General features: G+C 36.6%; 14 protein-coding genes. 6 read left to right on the forward strand and 8 right to left on the reverse strand.

Going from position 1 to position 16,090, the window contains the following annotated elements:
- Positions 1-7: 7 nt before the first annotated feature.
- Positions 8-370, reverse strand: a complete 363-nt coding sequence (locus AAT17_RS02175; RefSeq protein ID WP_042278530.1) for a nuclear transport factor 2 family protein — start codon at positions 368-370, stop codon at positions 8-10.
- Positions 371-587: 217 nt separating this feature from the next.
- Between AAT17_RS02175 and AAT17_RS02180 the strand changes: the two genes are divergently transcribed.
- The 3 genes from AAT17_RS02180 (at position 588) to AAT17_RS02190 (ending at position 3,258) form a co-directional block, all read left to right on the forward strand.
- Positions 588-1,193 carry a tRNA-(ms[2]io[6]A)-hydroxylase gene (locus AAT17_RS02180; protein ID WP_060522760.1) on the forward strand — a complete coding sequence of 202 codons (606 nt, stop codon included), beginning with the start codon at positions 588-590 and terminating at the stop codon, positions 1,191-1,193.
- A 101-nt stretch (positions 1,194-1,294) separates the two neighbouring features.
- Complete coding sequence (locus AAT17_RS02185) at positions 1,295-2,833, forward strand: YifB family Mg chelatase-like AAA ATPase (RefSeq protein ID WP_060522761.1); 1,539 nt, start codon at positions 1,295-1,297, stop codon at positions 2,831-2,833.
- Positions 2,834-2,895: 62 nt separating this feature from the next.
- A complete protein-coding gene (locus AAT17_RS02190; RefSeq protein WP_042278527.1) occupies positions 2,896-3,258 on the forward strand; it encodes an Hpt domain-containing protein in 363 nt (120 codons plus the stop codon).
- On the opposite strand, the gene AAT17_RS02195 is transcribed toward AAT17_RS02190, so the two are convergent.
- A complete protein-coding gene (locus tag AAT17_RS02195) occupies positions 3,248-3,676 on the reverse strand; it encodes a DUF4268 domain-containing protein (protein ID WP_060522762.1) in 429 nt (142 codons plus the stop codon). The two genes, AAT17_RS02190 and AAT17_RS02195, sit on opposite strands and share 11 nt — an antisense overlap.
- A 105-nt stretch (positions 3,677-3,781) precedes the next feature.
- Positions 3,782-6,211 (reverse strand): prolyl oligopeptidase family serine peptidase, encoded by a 2,430-nt coding sequence (locus AAT17_RS02200; RefSeq protein ID WP_060522763.1) that lies wholly within the window; start codon positions 6,209-6,211, stop codon positions 3,782-3,784.
- A gap of 123 nt (positions 6,212-6,334) precedes the next feature.
- On the opposite strand from AAT17_RS02200, the gene mnmE reads away from it, so the two are divergent.
- The gene (gene mnmE / locus AAT17_RS02205) at positions 6,335-7,771 is read left to right on the forward strand and encodes a tRNA uridine-5-carboxymethylaminomethyl(34) synthesis GTPase MnmE (protein WP_060522764.1); all 1,437 of its coding nucleotides are present in this window, start codon (positions 6,335-6,337) and stop codon (positions 7,769-7,771) included.
- 97 nt (positions 7,772-7,868) lie between these two features.
- On the opposite strand, the gene AAT17_RS02210 is transcribed toward mnmE, so the two are convergent.
- Both AAT17_RS02210 and AAT17_RS02215 read right to left on the reverse strand, forming a co-directional pair.
- Positions 7,869-8,369: a DUF2306 domain-containing protein gene (locus AAT17_RS02210; protein ID WP_060522765.1), complete on the reverse strand. Its 501-nt coding sequence runs from the start codon at positions 8,367-8,369 to the stop codon at positions 7,869-7,871.
- Between the two features lie 284 nt (positions 8,370-8,653).
- Entirely contained in the window at positions 8,654-9,868 is a 1,215-nt protein-coding gene (locus tag AAT17_RS02215) for a hypothetical protein (protein WP_060522766.1), read from the reverse strand.
- A 290-nt stretch (positions 9,869-10,158) separates the two neighbouring features.
- On the opposite strand from AAT17_RS02215, the gene AAT17_RS02220 reads away from it, so the two are divergent.
- Entirely contained in the window at positions 10,159-11,394 is a 1,236-nt protein-coding gene (locus AAT17_RS02220) for a hypothetical protein (RefSeq protein ID WP_060522767.1), read from the forward strand.
- A 327-nt stretch (positions 11,395-11,721) separates the two neighbouring features.
- Here AAT17_RS02220 and AAT17_RS02225 read toward each other — a convergent pair whose 3' ends face one another.
- Positions 11,722-13,527 (reverse strand): GDSL-type esterase/lipase family protein, encoded by a 1,806-nt coding sequence (locus AAT17_RS02225; protein WP_082586880.1) that lies wholly within the window; start codon positions 13,525-13,527, stop codon positions 11,722-11,724.
- A 119-nt stretch (positions 13,528-13,646) separates the two neighbouring features.
- Between AAT17_RS02225 and AAT17_RS02230 the strand changes: the two genes are divergently transcribed.
- On the forward strand, positions 13,647-14,141 hold the full coding sequence (locus AAT17_RS02230) for a hypothetical protein (protein WP_060522769.1): 495 nt from the start codon (positions 13,647-13,649) through the stop codon (positions 14,139-14,141).
- A gap of 106 nt (positions 14,142-14,247) precedes the next feature.
- Here the strand turns inward: AAT17_RS02230 and AAT17_RS02235 are convergent, their stop codons facing one another.
- Both AAT17_RS02235 and AAT17_RS02240 read right to left on the reverse strand, forming a co-directional pair.
- The gene (locus tag AAT17_RS02235) at positions 14,248-14,595 is read right to left on the reverse strand and encodes a DUF779 domain-containing protein (protein ID WP_060522770.1); all 348 of its coding nucleotides are present in this window, start codon (positions 14,593-14,595) and stop codon (positions 14,248-14,250) included.
- A complete protein-coding gene (locus AAT17_RS02240) occupies positions 14,567-16,090 on the reverse strand; it encodes an aldehyde dehydrogenase family protein (RefSeq protein WP_042278514.1) in 1,524 nt (507 codons plus the stop codon). The genes AAT17_RS02235 and AAT17_RS02240 overlap by 29 nt, the downstream gene beginning before the upstream one ends.

The following is a 16,090-nucleotide window of genomic DNA, read 5'->3' on the forward strand; positions in this document are numbered from 1 at the left end:
TTTTTTATTACTCTTCGGTGTTGTAAAAAAATTGCTCACGCCATATTTTTCCATCCTTCACTTGATAAACTCCAATCTCCGTCATTTGAGATCTTTGTCCGCTAGGCTTGTGTGTAGTATCCATCCAAAAGGTAACCGCAAAATGATTGTCGGCAACAATAGGATCACTTACCTTATTCCCATGGACTTCAAAATTTTCACGCCACCACTCTCCTTTCTTAGATAATCCTTCAAAACCATGAACTTCTTTCATAGGTTCTGCCATTTCGACGCTTGTAATTTCAGGACTATACAAATTTTCATAGCATTTTGTTTCCTCACCATTTCGGCACCATTCGACTAATTGATCAGCCACTTGTTTAGTTGTCATAATGTTATTGGTTTTTGTTTAGGTTTAAAGATAATTAAAACCAATAGGTAAAACAATGATCATTAGTTATCAAATAGTTATGATTTAATTATGATTTTTTAGTAAGTTATTATGCTTTCGCGAAAGCGTACTATCAACAATCAATCCGTGAAGAACTTATATTCTAAATATGTAAGATCTTCTTGAATAAATCGAGTAAAACTAGCAACTTTGTATTATGCATGTTTCTAAAGATAAAACAACCTTAGGTTTACAGTTACCTACTGATCCTAGATGGACCAACTTGGCTAAATTTAGTTTACAAGATATTCTTACTGATCACGCTTTTTGTGAGCAAAAGGCTGCCAGCACGATTATTTCTATCATTCAAATGCACAGTGATAAAGAGGAAATTGTTGAAGCCTTATCACCTGTGGTAAGTGAGGAATGGGGACATTTTAGGATGGTTCTTAGTAAATTAAAAGAACGTGGTTTAAAATTAGGAATCCAGCGACCTGACGAGTATGTAAAAAAACTAATGAAAGGCAAGCCCAAAGGACAAGGTCGTGATCAACTGTTTTTAGATCAATTATTAATATGCGCCTTGATAGAAGCTCGCAGCTGTGAACGTTTTAAACAATTGTGGCAAAATTTAAACGATGCCGATTTACAAGATTTCTATTATACCTTTATGGTTGCTGAGGCGCAACACTACAAGCTTTTCCTTAAACTTGCGAGAACGTATTTTAAGGAAGAAATAGTGAAAGAAAGATGGCAGTACTGGTTAGATTATGAAGCTAGTTTTATTCCTCACCTAGAAGTAAGAGGCGATAGAATGCATTAATTATTTCTTGAAATTTCAGATCAATTGCTATTTGAATAAAAGGAAAAGCATAACGATAACGTCTTTAAATTCTTACTATATTTAAAGCCTAATCAAACCACATGCTCACAAAAGTTTATGGAAGTGCCGTCTTTGGAGTCGAGGCACAAACTATAACTGTTGAAGTAAATGCTGCAACAGGAATAGGATATCACCTAGTAGGTTTGCCTGACAAGGCTATAAGTGAAAGTAGTTTTAGAATCACAGCTGCTTTATCAAACGTAGGTTATAAAATGCCTGGTAAGAAGATGATAATCAATCTTTCACCAGCCGATTTACGTAAAGAAGGTAGTGCTTATGACCTACCCATTGCTCTAGGTATTCTCAATTCTAGTAAGCAAATAGATAGCGATCAACTGGGAGATTATATCATTATGGGTGAAGTATCGCTCGATGGTCAACTACAACCCATTAAAGGAGCCTTACCAATTGCCATAAAAGCAAGACAGGAAGGATTTAAAGGTTTTATTCTACCCAAACAAAATGCCGCCGAAGCTGCTATAGTAGATAATCTAGATGTATACGGAGTTGATAACATATTGGATGTTATTCAATTTTTCAAAGGAGAAAAAGAATTAGAACCTACAATTATAGATACTCGTGAAACCTTTTACCAAGCTCTTGAACATCCAGAATTTGATTTTGCCGATGTAAAAGGTCAAGAAAGCATAAAACGCTGTATGGAAATTGCAGCAGCAGGTGGCCATAATATTATTCTCATTGGTCCACCAGGAGCAGGAAAAACGATGCTCGCCAAAAGGCTACCATCTATATTGCCACCTATGACTTTACATGAAGCTCTTGAAACGACTAAAATTCACAGTGTAGCTGGAAGAACGAGTAATCAAAATGGACTCATGGCACAACGACCGTTTAGGAGTCCACACCACACTATTTCAAATGTAGCGCTGGTAGGTGGTGGTAGCTATCCACAACCTGGTGAAATATCATTAAGTCACAACGGAATCCTATTTCTTGATGAGTTACCAGAATTTAAACGCGAAGTTCTAGAGGTGATGAGACAACCTCTTGAAGATCGTGAAGTTACCATTTCAAGAGCAAAGTTTACCGTTACCTATCCATCAAGTTTTATGCTTGTAGCAAGCATGAATCCTAGTCCAGGTGGCTACTTTAACGATCCAAATGCTCCAGTACAATCAAGCCCGGCAGAGATGCAGCGCTACTTAAGTAAAATTTCTGGTCCACTACTAGATCGTATTGACATTCATATTGAAGTGACTCCTGTTCCTTTTGAAAAACTTACTGAAGAAAGGCAAGCAGAAAAGTCAGCTGAAATTAGAAAACGAGTTACAGCCGCAAGAGATATTCAAACTGAACGCTTTCGCGAAAGCGAAAAAACCCACTACAACGCTCAAATGAATACTAAAGACATACGACAACATTGTGTTCTTGATGAGGCAAGTAAGGAACTACTTAAAAATGCTATGGAACGTTTAAACTTGAGTGCTCGAGCTTATGACCGTATTCTTAAAGTTTCTCGAACTATTGCCGATCTCGAAGGAAGTAAATCTATCAACGGTACGCATATTGCCGAAGCTATACAGTACAGAAGCCTAGATCGTGATGGATGGCTAGGTTAAAACCTTTGATTTTTACAGTAAGAGTATTTTGAATAAATGAATAATTGTTTAGTTTTGAAAGCATGGGGCAAAGCACAATTCTAGAATTACAAGGATTAAAAGAAAATTTTGGCGATGATAATGAAATTATCGTATCCATATTAGATATGTTTTTACAAGAGGTACCTACCGATTATGATAATTTAAAGCAAGCCGTAGAAAATAAAAATTATGAAGCTGCTGGACTACTAGCTCATAAAGTTAAAAGTAGCTATCGTACATTGGATATGGAAACAGAAACATTCTTGCTACAAGAAATTGAGAATAAGGCTAAAAACAACGAAGACCTAGAAGATGTGCACCAACTATTTGATCAATTTAATCAGAATTATCAAGAAGGATTAAATCAGGTCAAACTTACTCTAGATCATCACGCTAGTCTTTAATAAAATCTTTATAGTCTAAAAAGAAACGCTCTAATTTATCCATATTCTCATAGAAGAATTCATAGACCGCTGGCCAATCTGTTTGTTTCTGTATTTTCACTTTATCCAATTGTATATAAACTCTTGATATCTCCTTTCCAGATTCTAGGTAGTAATTTTCCTCAAATATGAGGTCTTGACTTACCTCATCTTTAAGTATGCTTTTAAGACTGAGGAGTTTGTCGTAATAATATGCTCGTAACAATTCATCGTCATGGGTAATATCTATACTAACTAATGCTTTTTTATGCTCAAATGAAAATTTTAAAGCAAAGTCCTTAATCTTTGTATTGTACAACAACCATTTACGATCGTATCGTTTACCAAACATGGTCCAAAATTGTTGTCGTATTTGTTTAGCCTCTTCTCGCGAATACATATGGCAAAGGTACGTTTAAAGGTATTGAGTTAATTAAAAAAGCTGCTTAATAAACATCTAGTTTTATTAAACAGCTTTATGATTTGTGAGTAGTTCAAATAGCTACTACTCTGCAGTATTTTTATTTTTTACATGCTTTTCTAACCATTGATCTTGTTCCCATAATACATGTAGAATAGATTCCTTGGCAACATAACCGTGACTTTCTTTAGGCAACATGACAAGCCTAGCTTGAGCTCCTAATCCTTTAAGAGCATTGAAATAACGCTCACTTTGTAATGGATAAGTTCCACTATTATTATCAGCTTGTCCATGTATTAAAAGAATTGGTTCATCAACTTTTTCAGCATTCATAAAAGGTGACATCGTGTTGTAAATTTCGGGTGCTTCCCAGTAACTGCGTTCTTCACTTTGAAAACCAAATGGTGTCAAGGTCCTATTATAGGCACCAGATCGTGCTATTCCTGCAGCAAATAAATCAGAATGCGCCAGTAAGTTTGCAGTCATGAAGGCTCCATAACTATGACCACCAACTCCTACTCTATTACGATCGACATATCCTAACTTATCAACAGCATCTATTGCAGCTTTACCATTTGCTACTAATTGTTTGATAAAGGTATCATTAGGTTCCTCATCACCTTCTCCTACTATAGGAAATGCTGCATCGTCCAAAACGATATATCCTTTCATTACCCAATAAACAAAACTTCCATAATAAGGATAGGTAAATTCATTTGGGTTTTGAGTGTTACGGCTAGCACTTGCTTTATCCTTGTATTCTCTAGGATAAGCCCAAACTAGCATAGGCAGTTTTTCTTTCTTTGATTTATCATAGCCTGGTGGTAAGTACATGGTTGCACTAAGCTCCAGACCATCATCGCGTTTATAGGTAATTACTTCTTTTTCCACATTTTGAAGACCTTCAAACGGGTTTTCAAAGTAAGTAAGCTGTGTTACATCATTTCCTTTTGTAATATCTCGCATATAGTAATTAGGGAAATCAGTCGCAGATTCAATACGTACTAGCACCTTACCGGCTTTCATATCGACCACATCAAGAAGACTTTCTTTTTTATCAGTATACTTTGACTGGTAAAGACGTTGTTTTTTACTACTGTTCAAATTAATCTTATCGATAAAAGGAAACTGCCCTTCTGGAGTGTATCCAGCTCCCATAAGGTAAGCTTGATTCTTATCTAAAAGTAGCACACTACGATTGTATTGATTGCGAGTAGTTACAAACCTTCCAGGATCAGCATAAACGTCTTGATAATTTAAGTCAAATAATACCTGAGCATCTTGATTTTTATCACTCGGATTAAATTTATACACCTTACGATTACGCGTGTTCCACCATCGGTCATAGGCTATAGCAGTGTTCTTATCACCGTATTGAACACCTGCAAATCTATTAATGGTTCTCATCATCTCGCTAGCTGTTCCTTCTTTAAATGGCGCTTCCCAAGAGTAAAGGACATCCCTATGACTAACCTCAACAGCTGGATCACCACCATCAAGTGCCGTCACGTAATGAAGAGTATGTGGACGATCTGCACGCCAGCCCAAACTACGTTTACCTGTTCTTGTAGCCATAAAACCTTTAGGCATTTCTTCTATTAGAGGAACGTCATTCACCTTGGCAACCATGTTTCCATTCTTGGTGTAAATGTGACTTACTTGTGGAAACCTTCCATAAGTAACAATGTAGCTAAATGGTTTTTGAAGTTTTGTTACCATAACGTGTGATCCATCTGGTGAGAATGAAATACCACGATACATAGCATCTGGTAAAAAATCTTTTTGAGTTCCATCAAGATTCACTTGTACAATTTTACTCAAAGCCAATTGTTCAAAATTGTGTTCGTCGTTTGGGTTTTTAAGAAGGTCTTGATAAGTACGGTTTTGAGCTTTGGAACCATCACTAGTAGATATGGTAGGACCAGTAGGAACTTTTTCACTGGTATCAATTAAAGGTTTACGGTTGTTACCTAACATCTTTACGAGTAAGGATTTTCCATCTTTAAACCAGCTTATAGGATTACCCATATTCGCGTTTACTGTAGCGTCAGTTATTTTACGAGCAGCAGCTTTTTTAATATCAAGTACCCATACTTCAGTCCCATTTTCAACAGTATTTGTCATTGCGATCATCGATTGATCAGGCGACCAGGCGATGTTTGCAAGTTTCGGTTTTGCTGGCAATCCAGTAACAGTCTTTGCTTCATTACCACCTACTTTTTGAACCATAACTTGATTATAAAAGGTAGTTCTACTTCCTATATTGGTTTTAGGGTTGATACGTAAACCTGCAAGTCGCATTTCCTTTTCAGATAAATCTTCAATGGATTTGTAGGTATCACGATTAATAAGCACCATGTACTTTGCTTCATCATCCATAAGTACAGTAGGTGGACGATCATAATCCACCAATTTCATAATTTCCTCAGGTGGTTGCTGGTAAGTTAATTTTTCTTGTGAATACCCTTTAATTAAGGTTAATAGGGCAATCACACCTATCCAGATGTGTTTCATCGTAAGTATTTTTTAAAGTTAGTGGCCTAAAGATAGTACGTGACTTTTAAGGATTGTATCTTTTTAACGCATCGTTCACGTATTTGAAAAGGGCAGCTACTATTTGTTATATATCTTTGCAACATGCATGTAAATGATACTATAGTTGCTTTAGCCACACCATCTGGAACTGGTGCCATAGCAGTGGTACGTCTTTCTGGACCAGATTCACATTCAATAATACGCTCTATTTTTAAGCCCGCTTTCGCGAAAGCGGAATCCACGATAAATCCTGATCAATACGATCAAATTAAGTCTAACACCATCACTCTAGGTCATATTTACGATGGCGATAGAATGATTGATGAAGTACTACTATCTAAATTTGTAGCACCAAGATCTTATACTGGTGAACACGTAGTAGAAATCTCATGTCACGGATCTATATATATCCAACAAGAAATAATCAATGTGTGTTTAAAAAATGGCGCACGCATTGCCGAGGCTGGAGAGTTCACTCTACAAGCTTTTCTTAATGGAAAAATGGATCTTTCACAAGCAGAAGCTGTTGCAGACTTAATCTCTAGTGAAAGTGCTACTGCTCATCAAATTGCTATACAGCAAATGAGAGGTGGGTTTTCCAATGAACTACAAGTCTTGCGTAAAAAACTGCTGAACTTTGCTAGCCTAATTGAACTAGAATTAGATTTTAGTGAAGAAGACGTAGCTTTTGCAAATAGAGACGAGTTAAAATCTCTTTTACAAGATAGCCAACTGAAATTACGTAAACTTATAGATTCGTTTGCTTTAGGAAATGTAATTAAAACCGGAATTCCTATTGCAATTGTAGGTGAACCTAATGTAGGTAAGTCTACCCTACTTAATGCTTTACTTAATGAGGAAAAAGCCATCGTAAGCGATATTGCAGGTACTACCAGAGATGCTATTGAAGATGAAATCAATATTGACGGAATCAGATTTAGACTAATCGACACTGCAGGAATTAGAGAAACTAAGGACAAAGTTGAAAGTATAGGAATTGAGCGTTCTTATTCAAAAGCAGAGCAATCAAAGCTTGTATTGTACTTGCTAGACGCTACTCAATTAAATACGCAACCACGCATATTACATTGTTTAATGCGTATTCACATCATGCGTGAAAAGTTTCCTGACAAACCCTTAATCGTAATCTTAAATAAACTAGATCAAATTACTGGTCTAGAGCACGCTGAAATAAGCAAGCAAATAAAATCAAAACAACCCGATGTTCATTTAATTAGTTTGAGTGCTCAATCAGGTTCTGGTGTTGATGATCTTAAGAAAGCACTGGTGGACAGTTTTAATAGTGGTGCCTTGTCACAAGACAGCACCGTGGTAAGTAATGCACGCCATTATGATGCTTTACAACGAGCCTATGCTTCATTACTTGAAGTGCAACAAGGTATGGTACAAGAAGTAAGCAGTGAGTTTCTAGCGATAGATATACGAGCGACTGCCGAGGCTTTAGGCAGCATTACCGGTGAGATAACCAATGATGAACTATTAGGTAATATTTTTAGTCAGTTTTGTATCGGGAAGTAATCCTATTTCTGGATAAGTTGTTTACACCCATAATTCACAGCCATTTATAAATGGTTTGTTTGAAATCAAAGCATACTAATAAGAAATTGCCTAGACTTTATTTTGATTGAGAAAAAGCATCGATCCATTCATTCAATTTCTTTTTGAATACTATACTACCTGCATAGCCTACAGCTCCTGCCGATATACCTACTAAAGCATAAAATATTCCATAAGTATATTTGATACTTAACAGCATTGGTAGTCTAGTAAGAACCTCGGCAGTAAAGGCACAATACAATCCTATAACCGACCAATACATCCATGATAGATGCATGATAATGGGCTGTTTAAATTTGGACTTAAAATAAAGAGGTAACATTCCTAGCAATAATGTTATAGTGCTTATTACTGCAAAAAAGTGTAGCACCCCAAATCTTCCATGAACTCGATAAATCATAAAAGAAGTAATGCATACCAAAATCATAGCAACTCCATAAATGCGACCAATTTGTTTATGTAATACAGTTCCCTTTGTTTTAATTAAAATAATTGTTCCAGTAATAAGGGCTAAGGTAGCGGCGATTGTGTGAAACCAACCTATAAAATCATGTGGCATGGCAGTAGTTTTATGGTAAATGTAAAAGTCAAGCAAAACAGGATCAAGAAAATAGTACCGAATTGTAATTATGAACGACTCAATTGTAAACACCTTATGTACTAGTGACTAAATTTTATTCTGATCTGGTAATGACAGTGTCAAATCACCCTAGTAGAATTGGTAATCAACAGCTTCATAAACTTGATTATTATGTGTTTTACTTCGCTTTCGCGAAAGCGAACTAACTTACCATAAAAAAAAGCCTGCGATGCAGGCTTTTAATTTAAGTTTTGAATGACTATTTATTGAGCATTATCACAATTCATAATTTGTCCATAAGGCATTTGTCCATGAATAACACCACCAAATTGAGAACTACCGTATCCAGAACCTGTATAAGGTTGCTTGATTAAAAAACCTTGTAAGTAGCAGTCGTTGTTTTTATTTTTTTCAGTAAAAGCACCCTTAATCCAACGATACATAATGTGCCCTGTATATTTATTCCTTACGATATTCCAGTCGTTAGATTCAATATGGATTTTTAATAATTGTGCACCGTCTTTTTGAATGGTTTCTTTAACCTTTTTAGTAGCAAAACTTAGTAGATCGGAATTTGAATTCATACTTCCAGAACTAGGCATTTTAATACTACCCTGTTTTGCCTTTTGAGCTTTTTTATAGTTTTCTTGTAAAGAGGCTTCAAATTCTTTGACGATATCTTTTGATTTCACCAGCCATTCTTGATGTAATTGTGGGTCACCAGCTCCTACGATATTTAATACAGTAATATCTTCTTGATTCATATAAGAAGGTACGTTAAAAGCATGACCACCAACATGAGACCCAGCATAGACTACAAATAAATCCTTATCAATCAGCATACCTCTTACTAGAACAGGTCTACCGGTTCCAAACTCCATAACCTGAGAGCGGTCTGGTCCTACTTTAGTAGTGAACATACCACTTACCATCTCATAACCTACTGTACCTTCTGGTGACATAGTTTCTAAATCGGGAGTTGTTAAAAATCGTAACCAGGCGTACTCTGGATCTTGATAGGGTAAAATATCTACGTTATCACCTTTATCAGTCATTTGACGTCGTAACATAACTCTATCTACTCCATAAGCACTAGTCCCTGAAGAATAAGCAAACGGATAGGATAAATACAGGAACTCATCACCTATTGCAGAAGAGCCTGTTTCTTGAACTGCGCTAGCTTGTTCTTTTTTCTTTTCTTGATATTTCTTATAATATAAATCTTGTTTGGCTTTATCGTTAGGATATTTTTTAGCTAATTCCTGCCTCACTTCTTCATCAGAGTATTCTTGTTGATTCGAGTTGCTTTTTACCAGTCCAGTAGCTTCTTGGTTTTGTTTGTTCTCTTTGGTGCTAGATTTAGGATCTATTTCTTTTTCAATCGCTGCTTTTGCTTTTTTCTTGAGAATTTTTCCAAATTGAGCTTGAGCAGTAAAAGAACTTACAACTGCTAAAGAAATAAACAGTATATTTTTCATGAGAATTGGATTTAGGATTGTTAGGATTCAAAAGTCCCAATCTATGGTTGATTAATTGATTGCTTTTTTCTGTGCGCAGTTAGTTTTTTTCTAAATAGCTTTAAAATCAGTTTTAGGAAGTAACACACTTAAATATTCTGACTGTAAATTGGTTATCAATAATCGATTAACTTAAAAATAACCCAGTACAGTCTCGATTAAAAAACAAAAAATTACGGTAAACAAACAACTGAAAAATTTTAAGGAAGATTTTTAAGGTAAATTATTCTGTACGAATATTTTTGCCCGTTATGAAGCAAAAAATTACAGCCATTTTATTAATGTTGTCAACTTATCTAGTTACAGCACAGGTAGGGATAAATACCAATTTGCCCCAAACGACTTTGGACGTACGAGCAACGAATCATATGGGTGCAAATACTGCAACCGACGGCGTTTTAGTTCCTCGTGTGACAACTCTTTCCACAGATGGTTTAGAAAATGGACAATTGATCTTTCTGGATAGTGACTGGACTGACGATCTGGGAACTACTTCTACAAGCGATGATATCGACTACACCGCTGGATTTTATTTTTGGAGTACAGCAACAGGTTTATGGACACCTATTAATACTAATATTGAACCTTGGAACGAAGCTAACACTACTAATCCTGCCACTCAAAACACTCAAAACATCTACACTATGGGACAAGTAGGAATAGGAACTACAAACCCATTAGGCGCATTACATATTACTACTGAGAACTCTAGAGATGTGCTATTTCTGCGATTCATCGATTCACCGGATGATGACCTTGATATCGACCTTTTAAGATCCAGAGGTACCCTAGCTTCTCCAGCAATACTAACGGATGACACACGTATTGGCGGATTACGTGGGCAATCTTTAACTAATCCCACTTCATATACGTTTAGACCAGCTGCTGAGGTTTATTTTAAGAGTGATGGTGCTTCAAGCACATCAAGTAGCGCAGGTAAAATAGTGCTTGCCACCACACCAACAGGCTCATTAAGTACGGTAGACCGTGTTATCATACGTGAAGATGGCGATGTAGGGATTAACCAGCCCAACCCTGATGCAAAACTAGATGTTAATGGTACAGTAAAAATCACGGACGGTACACAAGGACCTGAAAGTGTGCTTACTGGTGATAATCAAGGAAACGCAAGTTGGGATAGACGTGCCATCACAAAACACACTCACACGTATATGCCTGGAACCACAACAGACAAGTTAGTTGACATTGAATGGATAGAAATAGAAAATAACGGAACTAATGGTGAACTTACCATTAGAAACACCAGTACGTTTACTTTACGTTATGCTTGGCATAGCAATTTTATGAGCAACACTGGATCGGGAAATCTCAGTGCTGGAAGTACTACAACCATTGCAATCGGAACATCAAATGATGTAGAAATAAGAGCTACTAGATACTCTAGCAATGAAGAGAACAGCTTAATTTTTCAGGGAACAATAATCAGTGGAAACGTTAAAGGATTTGCAACTTTTGATCAGTATTAAATCATAAAAAAAGCCACCATACGGTGGCTACTTATTGTTACTAATTTGTTGTAAGAACGTCCTGTTCTTGTAACAAGGCTCAAGATTACTTTTTGCCTGCCTTGCGAGAAGTTTTAGCTTGTGGTTTGCTAGCTGCAGGAGCTTGTTTACCAAAGTTTTTAGCTTCTTTCTTAGGTTTGTTTGCCATGGTATTATGACTTTAATTATGATGTAAATGTGCATCTGTTTTCATCGTCACACATTATTTTTTTAGTTAAATTTTTACCCGTTTTAGTTAAATTTTCATGACTGTTCAGAACGTAAACAAAACATTTAAAAAACTCATTATCAACCTCTTATTACTCGGTATTGTTTCCCTGAAATAACTAGTATGTAGCAACCTGTATTTAGCCACTGTACATCAATGAATCCAGAGGTCGTTCCTGTTGACACTACTCTACCTTGTAAATCTATAATTTCAAACGTTTCGAGTCCTGATAATCCATTTATTTGAAGCGTGTGGTATACTGGATTAGGATGAATACTCAATTCAGTAATTTCTGAATGATCGGTGATAAGAAGATTGTCAACTCGATTTTTAATATCCGTATGTATCCCAGACTGTATCATTCTCTCAAAAAATAGTTGATGTGCGGCGTTATTTACATGAACTCCATCACCACTATCAAACTCGTCGAGCAAACCATTATCTCCAGGTACAGGTAATCCTGACCAAAAGTCGACAGTAGTGCTAGGATACTGTTGCCAGGTAGCTGCAAGCATACCTTGCTGTATGGATAGTTTTGAAGTATTATTACCGAAATCTCTAGGTTGAGGTGTTGTTTGCCACACTGGGATCCAATAAGAACTAGCCTCTGCCATGATAATGGCATAATTGGCAAGTTGATCGTTTACTGAATAAGATCTTGCCGCATCGTTACTGGGTAAATTAATGATAACACCATCGGCGGTGGAATTAATCGCAGCAGAAATATTACCATTATTGTTGACAGTCTCATTCACACCTGTAGGAATGGTACTTCCAGATGGTAATAAGTTATAGGTAACCTGACCACCTACAGCTAGATTTTCTACTCGATACCTTGTATCTAATTCATACAAATACCTCTCGTATTTATTCACCCAAGTGTTGATTTCATGTGAAGGACCTGTTCCTGCTGCCGTACTACTACCCAAAATGAATATATCGTAGGATACACCATCATCAGGAATTATTCTTATGTCATTGCTTTGCTCACTTAATCCATTGCCAGAAATTCTAAACTGATAAATCCCTGTGTTTGACGGCACGGTATAAGTAAACCTACCTGTCACTGCTGGAACTGTAGATACTGTGAACCAACTGGCACCATTATCCTGAGTAGCTTCAATATCTACAGTAGCAATACCTGAACTACGCCATTTAAATTCTACTGTTTTGCCTGATTCCCATGTTGCTAATTGTTTAGGATACAGTAACTCCAATTGATTAGTGATAATTACTGACGATAAAGTAGTATCGTGTTCAATGAGTTCCATCGCATTGATATAAAAGAATCCACTTGAACTTGTATTATTAGGTCCGGCAGTTAATTGAATGTTTATTTCGCCCTGTGCATTTGGTTGAACGTTTAATAATTCTATGGTTTGATCAGTGTTATTGGATGGATTTAAGTAAACGGTTTGGGAAGATTGTCCAGATATAAGGTAACTCGTTTCACGATTATCTGTAACACCCATTCTAGAAGCAAATATCTCAAAGGAATAAAACTTGGACGGTGATAATCCCTTAAGTACAAAAGCTGCTGTGGGATTAGTACTGTTTAAAAAGGGTTGTGTATTTCCAAAAAAGCTATCGCTAGATTGACTACTTTGATAACTCAACGAACTATCGGGATTTGAAGTTCCTGAGGTATTAACACTCCTAAAATCGTCTGTCACCTTAAGAATGATATCAGTTTGTACACCATCAGAGTTTAACAACCAGACTTCATCAATAGTACCTGCATTAAAAGATCTAGCAACGTTGTTAACGGCTCCATAAGTTCCACGAGACAAACTAGAACTACCAAAATCAAAAGAAAAACGTTGTTGTGCACACAAAAATGCGCTACAGAACAAGGATAAGGTTAGAATAATTGGCAGTCTTAACATAGGATAGCAAGCTATAAGATAGGATTGATTGAAATATACAAAATTCTAAAATTCAGCTTACTACAAAAACCTAACTAACAAAATCGTATCTTAGATAAATTTATATAAATAACTGAACCATGAAATTAATTCAATCCCTAGCTGTTCTATTTGTAGTTATGATAAGTTTATCATCTTGCAAACAAAATCCAGCTGAAAGCGCCGAACACCTTGCCCTAGTAGAAGCCCACGAAGAAATGGAAGAATCTCACATGATGATGAAGGAAGCACATAATGCCATGTCTGATGATCATTCTGAAATGATGCTTGAACACGAGCAAATTGAAAATGATAGTTTGCACATGATAACTGAGCAAAAACACAGCATGCTTCTTTCTAAACACGATGAACTACTAGCCAAACACAGTAATTTGTTAGAACGTCATGCTACTCTAGAAAAAGATCATAAATCAGGAAATGTAACCATGGAAGACATGAAAAAAGACCATGAGAACATGATGGAAGAGCATCAAATGATGAAGAAAGAACATGAAATGTTAGAAAAAGAACACGAACAAATAAAAGCCGAGGATTCCAAAATGATGGAAGAACATCAAAAAGAGATAGAGGCATAATCGCACCGTGATAGAAAAAAATGTCCTGAAACTTCAAAAAGTTTCAGGACATTTTTTAATTCTAAACTATTCATTATAAATCGGGTTTTAAAGTAAAGGCAATACCCTATTCGCTCCTTATATAAAATCGTTTGTCTAGAGCCACTTCAAGAGAAAAGCCAGCAACATTTTTATCATGCACATCGATTACAAGATTATTCTTGAATCTATCTATCGTAGTTTTAGGAATAAGCACCTTTACAGGTGGCTCGTTGTATACAACCACATCATTACTGTCGCTATAAAACTCATCCTGTAAGTAGCAATTAGGAACAGTGCCATCACAACATCCATCACTTACATGTATTACTAAAGAACCCTGAACCTTCAAACGATTCAGGAGTTCTATAGCATCAGGAGTAAAAGTTACTTGAAGAGATTCTTTACTAGAAAAATCCGAGTGCATTTTTATCATGGCTTATGAGCATGTTTTTTGTCTGTCTGTAATGATCTAGCATCATTTTGTGATTCTCGCGTCCTATACCTGACTTTTTATAGCCACCAAAAGGCGCATGAGCTGGATATAAATGATAACAATTTACCCAAACACGACCTGCTTGAACAGCTCTAGAAATTTGATAGGCTTGGTGTGTGTCTCTAGTCCATACTCCAGCTCCTAAACCGTACAAGGTATCATTTGCAATTTCTATAGCTTCGGCCTCGTCTTTAAATTTGGTAATACAAGCTACAGGACCAAAAATTTCTTCCTGAAAAACACGCATTTTGTTATTCCCTTCTAGTAAAGTAGGCTGTATGTAATAACCACCTTCTAATCCTTCATTATAGGCAGCTTTACCACCTGTGAGAACTTTACAACCTTCTTCCCTACCTATATCTATGTAATTTAAAATTTTATTGTATTGTTCCTCACTTGCTTGTGCGCCCATCATGGTATTAGGATCTAAAGGATGACCTAGTTTTATGGCGTTTACACGTTCAACAAGTCGTTCTACAAATTCATCATAAATACTTTCCTGTACCAAAATTCGAGATGGACAAGTACACACTTCGCCTTGATTAAGGGCAAACATAGCTGCTCCTTCTAAGCATTTATCAAAAAAAGCATCGTCCTCATTCATAACATTAGCAAAGAATATGTTAGGTGATTTTCCTCCCAATTCAAGAGTAACAGGTATTATATTTTTAGAGGCATACTGCATGATTAACTGACCTGTAGATGTTTCTCCCGTAAATGCTACTTTGTTAATACGTGGACTAGAAGCTAGAGGTTTTCCTGTCTCTACCCCAAAGCCATTAACCACGTTTAAAACACCATTAGGTAATATACCATCGATTAATTCCATAAGAATCATGATCCCTACAGGCGTTTGTTCGGCTGGTTTTAACACCACACAATTTCCTGCTGCTAGTGCTGGTGCAAGTTTCCATGTTGCCATAAGTAAAGGGAAATTCCATGGAATAATTTGTCCAACTACACCTAGAGGTTCCTTTACATTCATGGAAATTGTAGTTGCATCTAGCTCACTTACTGAACCTTCCTCTGCACGTATTACTCCTGCAAAGTATCTGAAGTGATCTACCGCTAGCGGTAAATCTGCTGCACGAGTTTCTCTTAGGGCTTTACCATTGTCCCAAGTTTCTGCTCTTGCTAGCGCTTCTAGATTTTCCTCGATCACATCGGCAATTTTAAGAAGCATGTTACTACGCTCGGTAGCCGATGATTTGTTCCAAGATGGAGCAGCTTCCCAGGCTGCATCCAGTGCAAGATCCACATCTTCTTGCGTAGATCGTGCTACTTTGGTAAAACTAGAACCATCAACAGGGGAAATGCTGTCAAAATATTTACCTTGAACAGGTGCTACCCATTTTCCTCCTATATAATTATCATATTGGCTTTTAAAGGTTGGTTTTTGCAGTTGCGTTGCCGCTGTAGTTTGTACGGTACTCAT

The organism is Nonlabens sp. MIC269, assembly GCF_001430865.1.
Lineage (GTDB): Bacteria > Bacteroidota > Bacteroidia > Flavobacteriales > Flavobacteriaceae > Nonlabens > Nonlabens tegetincola.